This window comes from Lentzea albidocapillata, assembly GCF_000719115.1.
GTDB classification, from domain to species: domain Bacteria; phylum Actinomycetota; class Actinomycetes; order Mycobacteriales; family Pseudonocardiaceae; genus Lentzea; species Lentzea albidocapillata.
On record NZ_JOEA01000012.1, the window covers coordinates 145,088 to 163,133 of the forward strand.

The 18,046-nt window shown below is 68.5% G+C and carries 16 protein-coding genes; 6 read left to right on the forward strand and 10 right to left on the reverse strand.

The window, feature by feature from the left end:
* Positions 1 to 51 precede the first annotated feature (51 nt).
* The gene (gene secG, locus IG04_RS0119555) at positions 52 to 291 is read left to right on the forward strand and encodes a preprotein translocase subunit SecG (RefSeq protein WP_030478109.1); all 240 of its coding nucleotides are present in this window, start codon (positions 52 to 54) and stop codon (positions 289 to 291) included.
* A gap of 66 nt (positions 292 to 357) precedes the next feature.
* Positions 358 to 702: an RNA polymerase-binding protein RbpA gene (locus tag IG04_RS0119560; protein WP_030478110.1), complete on the forward strand. Its 345-nt coding sequence runs from the start codon at positions 358 to 360 to the stop codon at positions 700 to 702.
* A gap of 69 nt (positions 703 to 771) precedes the next feature.
* Here IG04_RS0119560 and IG04_RS48180 read toward each other — a convergent pair whose 3' ends face one another.
* Complete coding sequence (locus IG04_RS48180; RefSeq protein ID WP_245816689.1) at positions 772 to 1,656, reverse strand: MSCRAMM family adhesin SdrC; 885 nt, start codon at positions 1,654 to 1,656, stop codon at positions 772 to 774.
* 109 nt (positions 1,657 to 1,765) lie between these two features.
* On the opposite strand from IG04_RS48180, the gene IG04_RS0119570 reads away from it, so the two are divergent.
* The 3 genes from IG04_RS0119570 to IG04_RS0119580 all read left to right on the forward strand — a co-directional run bounded on the left by IG04_RS0119570 (position 1,766) and on the right by IG04_RS0119580 (position 5,273).
* A complete protein-coding gene (locus IG04_RS0119570; RefSeq protein WP_144065676.1) occupies positions 1,766 to 2,482 on the forward strand; it encodes a hypothetical protein in 717 nt (238 codons plus the stop codon).
* A complete protein-coding gene (locus tag IG04_RS0119575) occupies positions 2,479 to 4,089 on the forward strand; it encodes a serine/threonine-protein kinase (RefSeq protein WP_030478113.1) in 1,611 nt (536 codons plus the stop codon). The genes IG04_RS0119570 and IG04_RS0119575 overlap by 4 nt, the downstream gene beginning before the upstream one ends.
* 86 nt (positions 4,090 to 4,175) lie before the next feature.
* Complete coding sequence (locus IG04_RS0119580) at positions 4,176 to 5,273, forward strand: hypothetical protein (protein ID WP_030478114.1); 1,098 nt, start codon at positions 4,176 to 4,178, stop codon at positions 5,271 to 5,273.
* Here the strand turns inward: IG04_RS0119580 and IG04_RS0119585 are convergent.
* The 3 genes from IG04_RS0119585 to IG04_RS0119595 all read right to left on the reverse strand — a co-directional run bounded on the left by IG04_RS0119585 (position 5,263) and on the right by IG04_RS0119595 (position 7,982).
* Positions 5,263 to 6,519 carry a sensor histidine kinase gene (locus tag IG04_RS0119585; protein WP_030478115.1) on the reverse strand — a complete coding sequence of 419 codons (1,257 nt, stop codon included), beginning with the start codon at positions 6,517 to 6,519 and terminating at the stop codon, positions 5,263 to 5,265. The genes IG04_RS0119580 and IG04_RS0119585 overlap by 11 nt on opposite strands.
* 132 nt (positions 6,520 to 6,651) lie before the next feature.
* Entirely contained in the window at positions 6,652 to 7,281 is a 630-nt protein-coding gene (locus IG04_RS0119590; RefSeq protein WP_030478116.1) for a DUF4360 domain-containing protein, read from the reverse strand.
* Positions 7,282 to 7,355: 74 nt separating this feature from the next.
* Positions 7,356 to 7,982: a DUF4360 domain-containing protein gene (locus IG04_RS0119595; protein WP_030478117.1), complete on the reverse strand. Its 627-nt coding sequence runs from the start codon at positions 7,980 to 7,982 to the stop codon at positions 7,356 to 7,358.
* Between the two features lie 194 nt (positions 7,983 to 8,176).
* Here IG04_RS0119595 and IG04_RS0119600 point away from each other — a divergent pair, with 194 nt between their 5' ends.
* Positions 8,177 to 8,566, forward strand: a complete 390-nt coding sequence (locus IG04_RS0119600) for a response regulator (protein ID WP_030478118.1) — start codon at positions 8,177 to 8,179, stop codon at positions 8,564 to 8,566.
* On the opposite strand, the gene IG04_RS44095 is transcribed toward IG04_RS0119600, so the two are convergent.
* The 6 genes from IG04_RS44095 to tal all read right to left on the reverse strand — a co-directional run bounded on the left by IG04_RS44095 (position 8,554) and on the right by tal (position 18,042).
* Positions 8,554 to 11,448: a substrate-binding domain-containing protein gene (locus IG04_RS44095; RefSeq protein ID WP_084402126.1), complete on the reverse strand. Its 2,895-nt coding sequence runs from the start codon at positions 11,446 to 11,448 to the stop codon at positions 8,554 to 8,556. The two genes, IG04_RS0119600 and IG04_RS44095, sit on opposite strands and share 13 nt — an antisense overlap.
* Before the next feature lie 530 nt (positions 11,449 to 11,978).
* Positions 11,979 to 12,758 (reverse strand): 6-phosphogluconolactonase, encoded by a 780-nt coding sequence (gene pgl, locus IG04_RS0119615; protein ID WP_030478121.1) that lies wholly within the window; start codon positions 12,756 to 12,758, stop codon positions 11,979 to 11,981.
* Positions 12,755 to 13,768 (reverse strand): glucose-6-phosphate dehydrogenase assembly protein OpcA, encoded by a 1,014-nt coding sequence (gene opcA, locus IG04_RS0119620; RefSeq protein ID WP_030478122.1) that lies wholly within the window; start codon positions 13,766 to 13,768, stop codon positions 12,755 to 12,757. Before opcA ends, pgl begins: the two co-directional genes overlap by 4 nt.
* Positions 13,765 to 15,252 (reverse strand): glucose-6-phosphate dehydrogenase, encoded by a 1,488-nt coding sequence (gene zwf, locus IG04_RS0119625; protein ID WP_051770267.1) that lies wholly within the window; start codon positions 15,250 to 15,252, stop codon positions 13,765 to 13,767. Before zwf ends, opcA begins: the two co-directional genes overlap by 4 nt.
* Before the next feature lie 50 nt (positions 15,253 to 15,302).
* On the reverse strand, positions 15,303 to 16,889 hold the full coding sequence (locus tag IG04_RS0119630) for a glucose-6-phosphate isomerase (protein ID WP_245816690.1): 1,587 nt from the start codon (positions 16,887 to 16,889) through the stop codon (positions 15,303 to 15,305).
* Between the two features lie 25 nt (positions 16,890 to 16,914).
* Positions 16,915 to 18,042 carry a transaldolase gene (gene tal / locus IG04_RS0119635; RefSeq protein WP_030478125.1) on the reverse strand — a complete coding sequence of 376 codons (1,128 nt, stop codon included), beginning with the start codon at positions 18,040 to 18,042 and terminating at the stop codon, positions 16,915 to 16,917.
* Positions 18,043 to 18,046 lie beyond the last annotated feature (4 nt).

The following is an 18,046-nucleotide window of genomic DNA, read 5'->3' on the forward strand; positions in this document are numbered from 1 at the left end:
GGCAGTCGAACAGGTACTCTATGGCGTCGGCTGCCTGACAGCGAGGAAGAAATGATCCTGTTCCTGCAGATCCTGTTGATCGTCTCCAGCGTGCTGCTGGTGCTGCTGGTGCTGTTGCACCGCGGCCGTGGTGGCGGCCTTTCTTCGCTGTTCGGCGGCGGCATGCAGTCGAGTCTGTCCGGTTCCTCCGTTGTCGAGAAGAACCTCGACCGCCTGACGCTGTTCGTCGGCGCGATCTGGGTCATCGCCATCGTGGGTATCGGGCTGCTGATCAAGCTCCCCGGAGCCTGATCTTCCGTTCAGCGGCAGAAGCCCTCAGGGGCTTGGGGTAACCACTTGGTGGGGGTGTAACGGTCGATGTCCGGTGGTAACGCGATTCGCGGTACCCGCGTCGGCGCAGGCCCGATGGGTGAGTCGGAGCGCGGCGAGTCCGCGCCCCGTCGTCGGGTGTCGTACTGGTGCGCGAACGGTCACGAGTCCCGGCCTTCCTTCGCGGTCGAGGCGGAGGTTCCGGAGAGTTGGGACTGCCCGCGCTGCGGCCTGCCGGCAGGTCGTGACGAGCAGACGCCACCCGCGCCTCCGCGCAACGAGCCGTACAAGACGCACCTTGCGTACGTGAAGGAGCGGCGCTCCGACGCGGACGGCGAGGCGATCCTCGAAGAGGCTCTCGCCAAGCTGCGCCGCCAGCGCGAAGAGCCGTAAGGCTCAGATCTTCGGTAGTCACGCGAAAGGCACCCTCTACTGCGGAGAGGGTGCCTTTCGCGTTTCTCGTTATCGCCTCAGGCCGGAGAACTGACGGCGCAGCATCGCGGCACCCACGAGCAGGAAGAACAACAGCACCACGAGCGTGCTGGTCGTGCCACCGGACGAGCTCGACAGCGTCACGTCCACGTTGCCCACGAGCACGATGCCGCACTCCGCGCGGACCTTGTGACGGCCGGGCTCGATGTTCTCGAACCGCACGGGTGAGCGGAACTCGCCGTTCTCGTCGGCCGTGGTCCTGCCGACGTCCTGGCCCAGCGACTTCAGCGTCACCTTCGCGCCCTTGGGGCAGCCGGTGCCGGTCGCGGTCAGGTCGTCGCCGGGCTGGATGTTGTCCTTGTCCAGGATCAGGACGCCGTCATCGGGGTCGGTCAGCGCGTCGGTCGTGGAGGAGGACGGCGGGGTCGACGAATCCGTGGTGGTGGTCGTGGTCGTCACCGGGGGAGTCGTGGTGGTCGTGATGACCGGGGGACGGGTCGTCACGGGAGGCTTGGTCACCGGTGGGTTGGTGACAACGGGCGGCTGTGTGGTGACGGGCGGCTGAGTCGTCGTGGTGGTCGGCGGGACGCGGACGGTGAACGTCGTGGTCGCCGCGCCGGCCTGGCACGAGGTCGCCTGGACCGTCACCCGGTGACCACCGGCTGTGGCGTTCGCCGGAACCGTTGCCGAACCGGAACCCGTCCCGCGACCGCCACCGGTACCGCTGCCCACTACGGTCTTGCCGTCCCAGAGGACGCGCATGGCGAAGTTCGTGCAGTCCGGATCGAAGTAGATCCCGGTCCACGCGACCTTGAAAGCCGTTCCTGGGGCGCCGACGCTCGGGTTCGCCGAGAGCACCGGCGGCTGCTGGGCCGTGGCCGGTGTGGCGACCAGCACCGTAACACCGGCCATCATGGCCACGAGTAAGCCTAAAGACCGCATTCCCTCTCCCCGGATCAGAACCTAAGGTGCGCTAGTGAGACGTCGCATGGCCGGTGCAGGTTTACTGCTGTGGTGCGGAATTATGCTGCTTCCCTCCGCGGCCTCCGCACAGGACGGGTCTGTGATCCTCGAGGCCGATGTGGACGGTAGGCCGGTTGGAGTAGGGAACCTGGTGCTGGACCCGTCGCAGACCGCCAAGATTTCGGTCACGGTCCGCAACAATACGAACACCCCGCAGCGCGTGAAGACCGTGCGGATCAGCGGCACCGCGCTGGCGTTGACCTTCTTCGCTTACGACACAACGGTTCCGTTCGACGTGCCGGCGAAGTCCTCGGAGACCCGTTCGTTCCCGCTGGAGCCGACCGACCTCGGCTCGCAGGCGATCGGTCTCCTTCCGGTCACGGTCGAGGTCATCGACGTGCAACGCGAGAGCATCGCGTCCGTCGAGACGACCGGTGACGTCAGGGGCTCGCTCTGGTCGGTCTACGGGGCGTTCGGGCTGGGCGTGCTCGTACTGACGGCGTTGTCGTGGGCGGGCGCGCTGATCGCGCTGGCGCGCAGGAGGCTGCCCGCGAACCGGTGGCAGCGGGCCATGCGGTTCCTGCCCGCCGGCATCGGGACCGGGCTGATCGCGGTCATCTCGCTGTCGGTGCTGCGGCTGGTGGCGCCGTCGCCCACGGCCGAGATCCCGTTCATCATCGGCGCGGCCGCGGCGGCGTTCGTGCTCGGTTACGTGACGCCGCACCCCGGTGAGCAACGGCCACCGTCCGAAATGGATACCGTGAGGATTCAACGGTGACTCTGTCCAGTGTGGTCGCCGCCCTGCCGCAGTACGCCGTCGGCGACCAGATCGGCGAGGGCGGCATGGGTGTCGTCTACGGCGGTGTGCACCGTCAGCTCGGGCGTCCCGTGGCGATCAAACGGCTGCCGCACGCCGTGGCCGAAGATCCGCGGATGAGTGAGCGCTTCGAGCACGAGGCGCGGTTGCTGGCACGCCTCGACCACCCGCACATCGTGCCGGTCTACGACTACGTCCGGCAGCAGGGCGAGCACCTGCTGGTGATGGAACGCCTCGACGGCGGCACGGTCTGGTCGCGGTTCTCCGGTGACGGCCTGACCGCGCAGCAGTCGTGCGGGATCGTGCTGGCGGCGCTGGCTGGGCTGCACGCGGCGCACGAGGCCGGCGTGCTGCACCTCGACGTGAAGCCGAAGAACCTGCTCTTCACCTCGAACGGCGTGGTGAAGGTGGCGGACTTCGGCATCTCCCAGGTGGTGTCGGAGGGCGCGACGCTGGTGACGCACGGCGGCGCGGTGCTCGGCACGCCCGCCTACATCGCGCCGGAACAGGCGATGGGCAACGCCCTGTCGCCCGCGGCCGACGTCTACGCGACCGGCACGATGCTCTACGAACTGCTGTGCGGCGACCTGCCGTTCGAACGCGGCGGCGGTCCGATCGCGATGATCCAGAAGAGGGTGTTCCAGGAGCCGCGGCCGTTGCCGAAGGTGCCGGAACCTCTGGCCGGTGTGGTGATGCGCAGCATCGCGCGGGAGCCCGACGCGCGCTACCGCAACGCCGAGACGTTCGCGATCGACCTGGCGGGCGCGGCGGGCCACCTGTTCGGTCCGGACTGGCTCGTGCGCCTGGGCATCCCCGTGCACCTAGCACCGCAGGTGTCGTCGTCGTCCACACGTCCGTCGCTGCGGCCTGTGCCGGAACGCGAGACGGTCACGCTCACGGGACAGCGGATCCGGGCCACGCTGGTCGACCCGATCCCCGCTGCGCGCCTGAGCGGCAGCAGCACGCTGGTGCCCGCCTCGCAGGTGATCAAGCCGCCGTCGACGCCGTGGGCGTTGTGGCTGGTGGCGGCGCTCGCGTTGATCGCGATGGCCGTGGTGCCGTTCGTGGCGACCGGCAACCCGCCCGCGACGACCATCGAGATGGACCTCGCGGGCCCCGTGAAGGTCGACGGCACGCATCTCGTCGTGACGGCGGCCGGGATTCCGCTCGCGGACGTGCCGCAGCGCGGGACCGAGGGCTTCGTGCTGCCGGGCGCGGCGAGGTGGATCATCGGCGGCGTCGTGACGGCCCAGGTCGACGAGCAGCCGCCGTTCCTGCTGGAGTCCAGCCAGACGCCGTGGCTGAGCCTCATGGGCACCGGTTCGGCGTTGCTGCTGCTGTTCACGTTCGCGTACCTGGAGTCGAACCTGCGGGCGTTGCGGCGGCGGCAGACCGGCATGGCGGCGGTCATCGCGTCGGTGCCGCTCGGTCTCGGCCTCGGGCTGGCCGTGTGGCTGCTGGTGTCGGTGTTGCTCAAGCACGAACCGACGATGTCCGTCGCGCTCACCTGCGGTGTTCTCGGCGCGGCCGCGGCACTGAGTGCGTCGCTGGCCTCCAGGCGCGCCTGACCGCTTTTCGAACGCGACAATTCGACCCCTGACGGGCGTTCTCGAAGAAGCAGTGCTTCTGGGAGAGCAACCAGTCAGGGGGAACGATGATCAGTCGAAAGGTGTTTCTGAAGTCCGTCGCCGGTGCCGCGGTGCTGGCGAGCATCGGGGGAGGCACGGCGGCAGCGGCGCCGCGGAAGCGTGGCGGCGTCTGCTACGACACCGGTGTGCTGCACGCGGCAGGGGAACCGCTGAGCCGCGTGCGCTGGAGCCGTCCGCAGCTGGAACGGGAGATCCGGCTGATCGCGGACGACCTGCGCTGCCCGTCGATCACGGCGTTCGGCAGCGATCTCGGCCGCCTCGCCGAGACGACGGACGCGGCGGTGCGCCAGGGCATGCGGGTCTTCGTGCAGCCCAGGCTCTACGACCACCCGCAGGAGCAGATCCTGCAGCACATGGCGGAGGCCGCGCGCACGGCCGAGCGGAAGCGGCACGGCGACGACATCACGTTCGTCACCGGCTGCGAGCACTTCCTGTTCACGCCGGGCATCATCCCCGGCGACACGTTCCTCGACCGGATCGCGCACATCCCGTCGATCACGGACTGGCCGGCGGTCGTCCGGCGCTTCCGTGAGTTCATGGCGAAGGCCGTCGAGGTGGCGCGCAGGGAGTTCCACGGCCGCATCACCTACGGCGCGGCGGCGGGCGCGGACGCGGAGTGGACCGACTGGTCGTTGTTCGACCTCGTCGGCCTCGACTACTACACGCACTTCGAGACCGACGCCGAGTACGCGACTGACCTGGACAAATACCGTCGCTGGGGCAAGCCGCTGATGATCCTGGAGTACGGCTGCTGCACCTTCACGGGCGCGGCGAAGGCCGGCGGGATGGGCTGGGACATCGTCGACTACGAGGCCGACCCGCCCGTGATCAAGCCCGGCTTCGAGCGGAACGAACGCGAACAGGCCGACCACATCGCCCGCATGCTGCGCGTGTTCGGCGCACAGCCCGATGTCGAGGGATCGCACCTGTACTCGGTCATCTCACCGGACTCGCCGCACAACCCGACGAGCCGCGATCGTGACTACGACATGGCCTCGTACAGCCTGTTGCGCACGATCCGTGAGCGGTTCGACGACGAGAACTCGCCCTACCGCCTGGAGCCCAAGAAGTCGTACCACGCCTTCAAGCGCTTCAATCGGTGATGACGCGTTCCCTCGGGAACGTCGCCGACACCAGGAAGCCGCCGTCCTCGGTCGGCCCCGCCGAGAACTCGCCACCGAGCAACGTGGCGCGCTCACGCAGGCCGACCAGGCCGTGACCTCCGCTGGGCAACGTCGACGACGGGCTGGACGAGGCGGTGTTGCGCACCTCGACCAGCACGTTGTCGTCGTACTGGGCGTCGATGAACACCGTCGCGCTCGCGCCCACGGCGTGCTTGCGGATGTTCGTCAGGGCCTCCTGCACCGTCCGGTAGACGGCGCCGGACACCGGTGCGGAGAGGTCCTCGACGGGGCCCTTGAGCTGGATGGTGACCTCGAAGCCCGCGTCGGCGGCCAGCTCCGGCAGCTCGTCGAGGCTCGGCTGGGTGTCGTCTGTGGTGCGTAGGACGGACACGAGCTGACGGAGTTCGTCGAGCGTGCGCGTCGACAACATGCGGATGGTGCCAGCGACCTGCTTGTGCTCGGCGTCGGCCACGGCCATGCGGAGCGCGCCCGCCTGCATCGCGATGAGACTGACCTGGTGCGACACGACGTCGTGCATCTCGCGGGCGAGCTTTGCCCGTTCGTCGGCACGGATGGCGTGCGCGTGGAGCACACGCTCTCTCTCGCGTGACTCGGCCAGTTCGGAGATGCGGTCGGAGAGTTCCTGACGCGCGTGCACCAGCAGGCCGATCGCGATCGGCAGGCCCGCCACCAGGAAGCCGTAGATCGCCGAGTGGAAGTGACCCGACGCGGGCCGTTCGATCAGCTCCTGGAACGGCCAGGCGACGAACCGGCAGAGCCACACCAGCGCGGCCGCGAGACCCGTCTGCCAGCCGCCGATGTAGCGGCGGGCGACCGTGTAGAGGGCGATCATCGCGGCGAGCTGCGACCAGCCTACGAAGAAGCCGGGGATGGTGAGGACCAGCGTGAGGAACGGGAACCGGCGGCGCAGGACCAGCGCGCCGACCGCGAGCCAGTTGAGCCAGAGCTGGTAGTTCTCGATCGGCGGGAGGTCCGTGATCGGGTCGGCTTCGAGCCACAACCCGAAAAGCCAGACGTCGAGTGCGGCGAAGAAGATCAACGCGAGGTCGGCGAGGACCTGGCGGTAGTCACCACTGAGCGGCCAGCGTGAGCCGGCCGCAGTCGTCGCCGACCGTCTGGCCGGGAGCAGCGTCGTGGTCAGTATCCGACCTCCCCTGTGAGCCTTGCGATCCTCACCGTACTGCGCGTATGCGGCGGATGGCATTGGCTGCCCCTTTACCCCGACCTGCCCCGTCATGGGAGTAAGACGTCGTCACACGCGAATCTGTACGGCTGTCGGCTCACATATGTGCTACCGCACACGCTCGTGCGAGCGCGTGCGGTAGTCACAGCACTACTACGGGCACGTCTTCCAACTAAATTGGTAGGTCGTGTCGATGGCACCGTCCGTGGAGTCCATCGACACGAAGCTGGTCGTCGTGGCCGTGTTGGACGAGCCGGGGTAGACGCGGAGCTCGGTGTTGATGTTGAAGTTCCGCTTCTCGCCGCACGGTGAGTAGACGATCGCGGCGAGCTCGGTCTGGTCGGTGGCCTGCCAGTCGTCGCTGTGCGGACCGTTGTACCGGTGTGAGGCCGAGTCGTTCTGCGACATGCCCTGGAAGTAGTAGTTGGCCTTCTGGATGGCGTACGCCCCGCGTTCCAGGTGGGCGAACCCTCTGTAGTCGGCCTGGGCGATGCCGTAGGTGAAGCCCTGCGGGACGTTGACCCGCAGGTTGAGCTGGCAGTTCTTGCGGAAGTCGGTCGGTCGTGCGCCGACCCCGATCTGGGCCAGGTAGTCGCTGTAGGTGACGGTGAAGGCCTTGTTGTCCTCGGACACCGCGACGGCCGCCGTGCCCGCCGGGCAACCCGAGCCGTTGACCGTGACGACGTCGATGGTGATGTGGTCGGGCGGCGGCGTGTCGCCGGGCGCGCCGGGCGGGATGATGATGGCCGAGGCCAGCAGGGCAGCGGCAACCGCGTTGAGCATGAGGCACCTTTCCAAACGCGTCTCGCAGGAGGGTGGCGGCGGTTGGACTTGGGTGGCGGCGGCCTTTCAGGAAATCAGCAGCGCTTCCACGAGAAGTGGTGCAGGGTGCGCACTTCTCCGCGCTGGTAGTCCATCGTCATGAAACTGTTCGTATCGGCGTCCGAGGTACCCTTGTCGACCCGCAGGGCGCTGTTGACGTTGAGATTCTTCTTCTCGCCGCACGGTGCCCAGACGATCTCGGAGAACTCGGTCCGGTGGGTGATCGACCAGTTGTCGTCGAACGGACCGTTGAACGTGTGCCTCCACGTCGTGGTGGCCGACTGACCCTGGAAGTAGTAATTCACCGACTGGTGCCCGACGGCGCCGGGCCGGACGTACCCGTAGCCCCCGTAGGTCGCTTCGGCGATGCCGTACGAGAAGCCCTGCGGGACGTTGACCTGCAGGGTCAGCTGGCAGTTCTTCCGGAACTCGGTCGCACCGGCACCCTTGCCCGCCTGGGCCAGGTAGTCGCTGTAGATCACCCAGAACGAGGTGTTGTCCGGTGAGACGATCACTTCGGCGGTGCCCTGCTTGCACCCGGAACCGTTCACCGTCACCACGTCGATCGTCACGCGCTCCGAAGGAATCGTCGCGGCGTGTGCGGGTGCTGACGACAATGTGAACAGCACGGCCAGAGCGGCTGCTGCCGTCGCTTTACGCATGGAGTTGGCCTTTCCTGGTCCCTCTTTCTCAGCGTGGCGCGGCAGCGGTGTCGCGAAGGTTAGCGCAGAGCCTCCACCAATGGTGTGATCCAAATGGCCCAGGTCACACTGATGGAGCAGTTCGTGAAGAATTACCAAGAATAGACGGTGACCTGGTGCTGAGGACACGAATAGTTTCCGGCATACTTGCCCGTATGTCGCTGGCTGGGCTGGTGCTCGTCGTCGAGGACGAGGACCCCGTGCGTAGGTACACCGTGAGCCTGCTCGAGGAGCTGGGCTTCACCGTTCTGCAGGCCATCGACGGCATCGAGGCGATCGCGACCCTCCGCCGGCGGTCCACCGAGATCGACGCGATGCTGCTCGACCACAGCATGCCGGGCCTGTCCGGCGAGGAGGTGCTCGCGGAGCTCGAACGCGAGGGCCTGACCGTGCCGGTGGTGCTGACCAGCGGCTACGACCGCCCGTCGCTGGAGCGGCGGTTCGCGGGGCACGAGATCGCCGCCTACCTGCAGAAGCCGTTCCGGCTGGAGACGCTGGACGAGACGATCCGCGCCGTGCTCGCCAAGCGCGCTCAGGCGTCCTGAGCGAGTACCTCGCGGACGCGTTCGAGCAGCACCGACTCCACGTACGGCTTGGTGATCAGCACCTCGTCGTCGAGGACCTCGTCGGTCGTGTAGCCGGACATGTACATCACGGCGGGCGCGGCACCGGTCGAGCGCAGCAGCCGGACGAGTTCCGGGCCGCCCATCTTCGGCATCACGACGTCGGTGAGCACGAGGTCGATGGTGCTGCGGTGCGCGGTGGCGAGTTGCAGCGCCTCCTGGCCGTCGCCCGCCTCGATCACCGCGTAGCCCGCGATCTCCAGCGAGCGCCGGGTCATGACCCGCACCTGCGCGTCGTCCTCCACGAGCAGCACGGTGCCGGCGCCCTGGTGCGTGGTGGGGCGGCGCGCGCACGGCGCTTCGGGCGTGCCGTCGCGTTCGTGCGGCACGGGCAGATAGACCTCCACGGTCGTGCCCTCGCCCAGCGCGCTTTTCAGTTCGATCTGCCCGCCGGACTGCTGCACGATGCCGAACACCGTGGACAGGCCGAGACCCGTGCCCTTGCCGACCGGCTTGGTGGTGAAGTACGGCTCGAACACCTGCGCCTGCACGTCCGGCGCCATGCCGGCACCGGTGTCCTGGACGCGCAGGACGACGTACTCGCCGGGCCGCACGCCGACGATCCGGCCGGTGTCGCCGCCGCCGAGCTTCCTGTCCGCGATCGAGACCTTCAGCGTGCCGCCGCCGGGCATGGCGTCGCGGGAGTTGACCGCGAGGTTGAACAGGATCTGCTCGACCTGGCCCGCGTCCGCCCACACCCGGGCGACGCCGTCGGGCAGGTGCATCTCCAGTTCGATGTGGTCGCCGACGAGCGTGCGCAGCATCGAGTGGACCTGGGTGAGGTTGTGCTTGAGGTCCAGCGACTCCGGATGCAGGACCTGCTGGCGGGTGAACGCGAGCAGCTGCCTCGTCAGGTTCGCGGCCCGTTCGCCGGCGTGCCTGATGTCCTCGATCGCCGTGCGCCTCGGATCGTCCTGAAGGGTGCGGCGCAGCAGCATCTCGCTGTTGCCGTTCACGACCGTGAGGATGTTGTTGAAGTCGTGTGCGATGCCACCGGTCAACCGGCCGATGGCCTCCATCTTCTGTGCGTGCCGCAACTGCGCTTCGGTCTCGCCGACGCGTTCTTCGAGCCGTGCGCGCGCGTCCTTCAGTTCCTGCATCAGCCTGATGCTGCGCAACGCGCTGCTGAGCTGCTGCTGCACGGCCTCGTAGATCCAGCCGGGCTCCGGGCCCTCCTCGAAGATCACGTACCCGAGGTGGTCCTCGTCGGTGTAGAGCGGGGCGATCAGCGCGTTGAACGGGGTGTTCCGCCGGAACTGGTACGGCGTCAGGTTGATGGTGGGGAACGGGGCGTCCGGTGGGGTCTTGAGTTCGCCGTGCTCGTACCGGACGAGCGCGCGCGCCGTACCCGGAGTGTCGTACGCCATGACGTGACAGCCGGGGATGGCGAGGCGGGGGAGTTCCTCGGCCAGTGCGCTCGTCAGCTCGTCCACGTCCCGTGACGCGATGAGCCGTTGCCCTGCTTCACGCACCGTCTGGTCGTGACGCTCGTGCGACAGGTACTTGAACCGTGCGTCCGCAGCGAACGCATCGCCCAGAAGCAACTGCACGCGCAGCCACAGGTCGTTGATGATTGTCGCGTCACTGATGCGGGCCGTCACGAACCGATGCAGGTCGAACAGCGGTGGCCACCATTGCGCCGGTTCGCACCCGGCGCGCGCACTTCCGCGGATGTACTCGGCCAGCAGCTTCAGGAACTCCGCGCCCTCGACCTCGCCGCGGCCAGCCGCCATGAGCTCGACGACCAGTTGCTCGGCCCATCCCTCCGGCAGCTTCACGGCGGGTTGCCCGAGCGAGTCGCGCAGGTGGTCGGCCACGGTGGACGCGGTCGCGGACTCGTTGATGCTCAGCCGGTCGTGCGCGGGCGCGTGGTCGCCGAGCCCGGACGGCAGGCAGCCGCACGACCGGCGCACGATCAGTTCGGTCGGCATGGTCTGCCGCCGGCGCGTGGGCTCGCCCCTGACCAGCGCCACCGCGAGTTCGGCCGCCCGGAACCCCATCTCGTGGAACGGCGCCCTGACGGTGGTGAACGCGGGCGTCGCCGCGTCGGCGTGCACCTCGCGCCGCGCCCTCGACGTCTGACTTCCCGCGTTGTAACCGAGGTCGTGCGTGCGGACGTTCGTGTGGTTGCCGTACCCGACGACGGCGACGTCCTCCGGTGTACGGAAACCCAGTTCCTCCAGCGCGGACACGACCCCGATCGCGTAGTCGTCGCTCGCGGCGGCGATGGCGTCCGGTGGTTCCTCGATCCGCGCGAGCATTTTGCGCACGGCCTCGGTCGCGCGGCTGGGTTCCCAGATGAACGAACCCGGCATCGTGACGAGCGCGGGATCGAACGGGATTCCGTGGTTGCGCAACGAATCCGCGTAACCCAGGAACCGCTCTCGGGCGCCCGCATGCGTTTGCGGCCCTCGGACGAACGCGATCCGGCGCTTGCCGTGCACCTCGATGAGGTGGTCGACGGCCTGCTTCATGCCGTCCCGGTTGTCCATCGAGATCGTTGGCCACTGGGCAAGGCCTGTTTCCACGCTCACGATGGGCATGGGCGCGTACCGCTTCACGTACTCCTGCATGCCATCGGAGCCGATGAGCTGGCCCACGCGCGTAGTCCACACCACGAGCGCATCGATGCGGTTCGGCGAAATGAGGTCGTAAACCGTGTTGGCACGACGCTTGAGCGGATCCGGATGATCCAGTTCACTGCCCACGAAGCACACGAGGTCGCACCCGAGGCGCTGAGCCCCGTCGCTGACACCACGCCACTGCTCGCCCGCGAGCTCGATGAGCGGGCCAGCGGTGATCATCCCGATGGTGGGACGTCGCTTCGCACTGCCGATTGCCACAAAACCCCCGCTACTCAACGCGATTGGGGATGATACGCGTTGTCGGGGGGAATGCCTGCCGTGTTACCTGGGAGATTGGTGAACGCTGTACTGGACGGTCTGGCGTCGAACCCCGCACTGCCTGGCCGGGCGCCCCGACCTGCGCTTCCGCTTCTCCCGCCGAACTCCGGCGTTGGCCGCGTCGCCCGTCATACAGGTGCGGATGATGGTGGCGGCGCGTGCCGATCTGACGCCGGATCTCTTCGCTACGCGGATCGCGCGCAATCCTATGTGTTCTGCGGAGTTGTTGCACCACATGGCTTTGCGGGCCGAGTCGGTCGACAAGACGTATCGGGCCGTTGCCCGGCATCCGCACGCTTCGGGGGAGACCTTGGTGCTGTGTTTGGAGGATGCTCAGGCTCGGCACTCCGCGGCCGCTCATCCGCACCTGCCGGTGCCGGTGCGCGTGATGGAGGAACTGGCCCCAGGCCGAAGCCTGGGGGCCGGAACCACTAAGCCAGCGGTGGTTTGAACAAGGCCGGCACCGCCGAGGCGGCCGCCGTGTCCAGCAGCCACAACGTCCGGCGGCGACCGGTGGCACCGGCGGCGGGCAGTTGCACCTCGCCGGCACCGCTCAACGCCATGGCCACCGAGGCGGCCTTGGCCTCACCGGTGGTCATCAGCCAGACCTCCTGCGCGGACCGCACCGACGCGAGAGTCAGCGACACGCGCGTGGGCGGCGGCTTCGGGCAGTTGCGCACTGCCACGACCGTCCGCTCCTTCTCGTGCACAGCAGGCGAATCCGGGAACACCGACGCCACGTGCCCCTCCTCGCCGACGCCCAGCATGCAGACGTCGAACGCAGGCACGTCGCCGTGGTCCTCCGGCCGCGCGACCGACGCCAGCAGAGCGGCGTAGGCCTCGGCGGCGGCCTCGGGGTCGTCACCGAACTTGCCGTCCGACGGCTCCATCACGTGCACGCGCGACGGATCCACCGGAACGTGGTCCAGCAGCGCGGCACGCGCCTGGGTCTCGTTGCGGTCCGGGTGCCCCGAAGGCAGGAACCGCTCGTCGCCCCAATACAGGTCGACCCGGGACCAGTCCACCGCGTCCCGCGCGGCGTTGCGGTTCAGGTGTTCCAGGACCGCGGTGCCGGTGCGGCCGCCGGTCAGCACAACGGACGCGTAGCCGCGTGCGGCCTGGGCGTCGACCATGCGGGTCACCAGGCGGCCTGCCGCGGCGGCGGCCAGTAGGTCGCCGTCGCGGTGCACCACGACTTGCGGGTTGCTCACGAACCAGCCTTCGCCTTCGACTTCTTGGGAACGGAACCGTTGGTGGCTTCCGCGACGGCGGCGGGAGCCTCATCCTTCGGCGACGGCGTGCGGCCCTTCACGACCTTCGCGAGCGACCTCAGTGCCGCCGCGTAGACCTCATCGGGGTCGAGCCGGCGCAGTTCCTCGGCGAGGCAGTCGCGCACCGAACGACGCTGCAGCGCCACCCGGCGGGAAGGCTGGCCGGGCTGGGTCAGCGTGCCGACCTTGCCGTCCGGGCGCAGCAGGTCGACGGAGCCGGAGGGACGGCCGAGCCGCACCTCCACGATGCCTTCACCCGACGTCGCCTTGTAACGCTTGGCCGGGACCTTCAGCCGGTCGGTCAGCCACGCGGCGAGCAGGTCCGTGGACGGCGAGTCGGCCTCACCGGTCACGTCCGCTTCCAGGACCTTCTCGTACGGCGGCAGGTCCAGCGACGAGGCGAGCATGGCGCGCCACAACGTCAGCCGCGTCCACGCCAGGTCCGTGTCGCCCGGCGCGTAGTGCGCCCGCCGGGACTCCAGGGCCTTGATCGGGTTCTTCTCGGCCGCGGCGTCGGTGATGCGACGCTGCGCGAGCTGGCCGATCGGGTCCTTCGACGGCGAGACCGGCGCGTCGAACGGCCACCACGCCACGACCGGGGTGTCCGGCAGCAGCAGCGGCATGACGCACGAGGCGCCTTCCTTGGCGAGTTCTCCGTACAGACGAAGGACAACGACCTCGGACGCTCCGGCGTCACCACCGACGCGGATCTGCGCGTCCAGGCGAGGTGCGGCCTGACGAGCGCCGCGGGCCACGACGATCACGCGACACGGGTGTTCGCGCGAAGCGTCGTTCGCCGCGTCGATCGCGGCGTCGGTGCGCTGGCCGTCCTCGGTCACGATGACGAGGGTCAGCACGCGACCGAGGGTCGTCGCACCGCCTTCGTCCCGCAGCCGGACCAGCCGCGAGTTGATCTGGGAGGTGGTGGTCGAGGGCAGGTCGATGATCACGGACGCCTCCAGTGCCTTCCGGTCCTGGCGGTCATCGCGTCCGCCGAGGGCGGACCCCAGGTCCCAGCCTTGTACTTCTCCAGAGCCGGCTCGTCCTTGCGCGCCCAGAAGTCGAGGATCGGGTCGAGGATCTCCCAGGAGAGCTCGACCTCGTCGTTCTTCGGGAACAGCGACGGCTCGCCGAGCAGGACGTCGAGCAGCAGCCGCTCGTAGGCCTCCGGCGACGACTCGGTGAACGAGTGGCCGTAACCGAAGTCCATGGTGACGTCGCGGACTTCCATCGTGTTGCCCGGCACCTTCGACCCGAACCGGATCGTCACGCCCTCGTCCGGCTGCACGCGGACGACCAGGGCGTTCTGGCCCAGTTCCTCGGTCGCGGTGTCGTCGAACGGCAGGTGCGGCGCCCGCTTGAACACGACGGCCACCTCGGTGACGCGACGGCCCAGCCGCTTGCCGGTGCGCAGGTAGAACGGCACCCCGGCCCAGCGGCGGGTGTTGACCTCGCAGGTGATCGCGCCGAACGTCTCGGTCTTCGACTCGGGCGAGAAACCGCCCTCCTCCAGCAGGCCCAGGACCTTCTGGCCGCCCTGCCAGCCACCGGTGTACTGGCCGCGCGCGGTGGTCTCCTCGAACGGCTCCGCGGGACGCGTCGCCGAGAGGATCTTCACCTTCTCCGCCCGCAGGTCCGACGGCTTGAAGGAGACGGGCTCCTCCATCGCGATCAGCGCGAGCAGCTGCAGCAGGTGGTTCTGGATGACGTCGCGCGTCGCGCCGATGCCGTCGTAGTAGCCGGCGCGGCCACCGAGACCGATGTCCTCGGCCATGGTGATCTGCACGTGGTCGACGTAGTTCGAGTTCCAGATGGGTTCGTACAGCTGGTTCGCGAACCGCAGCGCCAGGATGTTCTGCACGGTCTCCTTGCCGAGGTAGTGGTCGATGCGGAACACCGACTCCTCGGGGAAGACCTCGTTGACCGTGCGGTTCAGTTCCTTGGCGGACTTCAGGTCGTGGCCGAACGGCTTCTCGATGACGACGCGGCGCCACTGGTCGGCCTGCGACTGCGCCAGGCCCGCGCGCTTGAGCTGGTTGACCACCGTCGGAAACGCGCCCGGCGGGATCGACAGGTAGAACGCGTGGTTGCCGCCCGTGCCGCGCTCGGCGTCCAGAGCCGCGAGGCACGACGCGAGGTTGTCGAACGACGCGTCGTCGTCGAACGTGCCCTGCACGAACCGGATGCCTTCGGCGAGCTGCTGCCACACGGCCTCGTTGAACGGCGTGCGCGCGTGCTCCTTCACCGCGTCGTGCACGACCTTCATGAAGTCCTGGTCGGCCCAGTCGCGGCGGGCGAAGCCGACGAGACCGAAGCCCGGCGGCAGCAGACCGCGGTTCGCGAGGTCGTAGATCGCGGGCATCAGCTTCTTGCGCGACAGGTCACCGGTGACACCGAAGATGACCAGCGCGCTCGGGCCCGCGATGCGGGGCATGCGCTTGTCGCGCGCGTCCCGCAGCGGGTTGTGCCACTTGGCGGATGTGGTCACGAGCCGTCCTCCTGGACTGCCTCGACGAGCTGGGCCAAGCCGGCGATGCGGTCCTCGAGGTGAAGACGCAGCACCGGGCGACCGTGTTCGGCCAGGACCTGACCGTCGCCGAGCGCCTGCGCGAGCTGCAGCTGCGCCAGCGTGTAGGGACGGCCGGGCACCTCCAGGTCGTCACCGGACTCGCCGGTGATCTGGATGAACACGCCGTTCTGATGACCGCCCTTGTGGTACTGGCCGGTCGAGTGCAGGAAGCGCGGACCCCAGCCGAACGTGGTCTGCAGGTGCGTCCTCTTCGCGATCTCCGCACGGAGCAGCTCGAACGACGCGTCGTCGATCCTGTCCAAGTACGCCTGAACCGAGATGTAGCCGTGCTCGGGCGTCACTTCAACGATCGCCGCAAGCGCTTCCGCGACCGTGTGGACCTTGCGCTGCGTCCAGCCGGTGCCGTGACCCTCGACCGGACCATCCACAAAGGACGGGATCGTGGCGGCGACGGCCGGTGCGTCGAGCAGCGCGCGGGAGGCCTTCTTCGCGGCCTCGACGTCGGGCTGGTCGAACGGGTTGATGCCGAGCACCCGGCCGACGAGCGCGGTCGCGTACTCCCACAGCAGGAACTGCGCGCCCAGCCTGCCCTCGACCGCGATGTTCGCCGACCCGGTGGCCGGTCCGATCGCGACGGTCGTGGCATCCGTTCGCGCGTCCACGAAACCGGGAGCGCCGGGGCCCTCGACGACGACCGGCAGCAGGCCGGTGCCGTTCTTGCCGGTCGACTCGGCGATGAGCTGCTCGGCCCAGTCGCCGAAGCCCACGATGCCGGACCCGGTGTCGGCAAAGATGATCTTCTCGGCGCCGTGCGCGTGCGCGGCGCCGAAGACCCCGGCCAGGATCACCGCCGGGTTGTCCACGGAGTCCTGCGACACGACCTTCGCGACCTCGGCCGCGTCGTCCAGCAGCGCCTCGACGTCGGCGCCGGCCAGGTAGGACGGCACCAGGCCGAACGCCGTCAGCGCCGAGTAACGGCCACCGACGTTCGGGTCGGCCAGGAACACCTTGCGGTAGCCCGCTTCCTCGGACGCCTTCTGCAGCGGCGAGCCGGGGTCGGTGACGACCACGATGCGCGACGCGGCGTTGATGCCCGCGTCGGTGAAGGCCTTCTCGAAGATCCGGCGGTGGCTGTCGGTCTCGACAGTGCCACCGGACTTGGACGACACCACGATCACCGTGCGCTCGAGATCACCGGCGAGAGCGTCGACGACCTGGGCGGGATCGGTGGTGTCCAGCACGACCAGCGGAACGCCCGCGGTCCGCGTGATCACCTCGGGGGCCAGCGACGAGCCACCCATTCCGGCGAGGACGACGCGGTCGACACCCTCGGCGTGCAGTTCGGCGCGCAGTGCCACGAGTTCGGGGAGCAGTGCACGGGACGACTCGTGCAACGTCGTCCAGGAGAGGCGGATGCTCGCCTCGGACTCGGCTTCCGGCCCCCACAGGGTCGGGTCCTGCGCGGTCAGCTTGCTCGGCACCGAATCCGCGACCAGGTCAGCAGCGATGGTGCTGACCTGGTCGGCGTTCGGTGACCTCACGATTTCGACGGAGGTCACTTGGGTATCAGCCCTTCAGTTGAGCCAGTTGGTTCGTCACCGTCTCGAGCAACTCTTCCCAGGACTTCTCGAACTTCTCGACGCCTTCGGTCTCCAGGGTCCTGAAGACGTCCGGGAGGTCGACTCCCACGGCGGCGAGCTGGTCGAACACCTCCTGGCCCTCAGCGGCGCGGCCGGTGACCGTGTCACCGGTGATCTTGCCCGCGTCGGCGACGGCGTGCAGCGTCTTCTCCGGCATCGTGTTCACGACGTCGGCGACGACGAGCTGGTCGACGTAGAGGGTGGGGGAGTAGCTCGGGTCCTTCACGCCGGTCGACGCCCACAGTGGACGCTGCGCGTGCGCGCCGTCCGCCTTGAGAGCCTCCCAGCGCTCGCCCTGGAACGTCTTCTCGAACGCTCCGTAGGCGATCCACGCGTTGGCGAGAGCGGCCTTGCCCTTCAGCGCGGTCGCCTCGTCCGTGCCGATCGCGCCCAGGCGCTTGTCGATCTCGGTGTCCACCCGGGACACGAAGAACGACGCGACCGAGTGGATCGAACGCAGGTCGTGGCCGTTCGCCTTGGCCTGCTCGAGGCCCGCGACGTAGGCCTCCATGACCTTCTGGTACCGCTCGACGGAGAAGATCAGCGTCACGTTGACGGAGATGCCCTCGGCGATCGTCTTCGTGATCGCCGGCAGGCCCGCCTCGGTGGCCGGGATCTTCACCAGCAGGTTCGGCCGGTCCACGGTCTTCCACAGGTCCTGCGCCTCGGCCACGGTCTTGTCCGTGTCGAACGCCAGGCGCGGGTCGACCTCGATGGAGACGCGGCCGTCCACACCACCGGTCGAGCTGTGGACGTCGCGGAACTTGTCGCACGCGTTGCGCACGTCGGTCGTCGTGACCTCGCGGATGGCCGCCTCGGTGTCGGCGCCCCGGTTCGCGAGCTCGCGGACCTGCTCGTCGTAGGACTCGCCCTTCGACAGCGCGCCCGCGAAGATCGTCGGGTTCGTCGTCACGCCGACGACGTTCCAGTCGCGGATCAGCTCGTCCAGGTTGCCGCTGGTGAGCCGTTCACGGGACAGGTCGTCGAGCCAGATCGACACGCCGGCACCGGACAGTCGAGCCAAATTCTCTTTGGCAAGATTCGGCTTGCTCACTGAA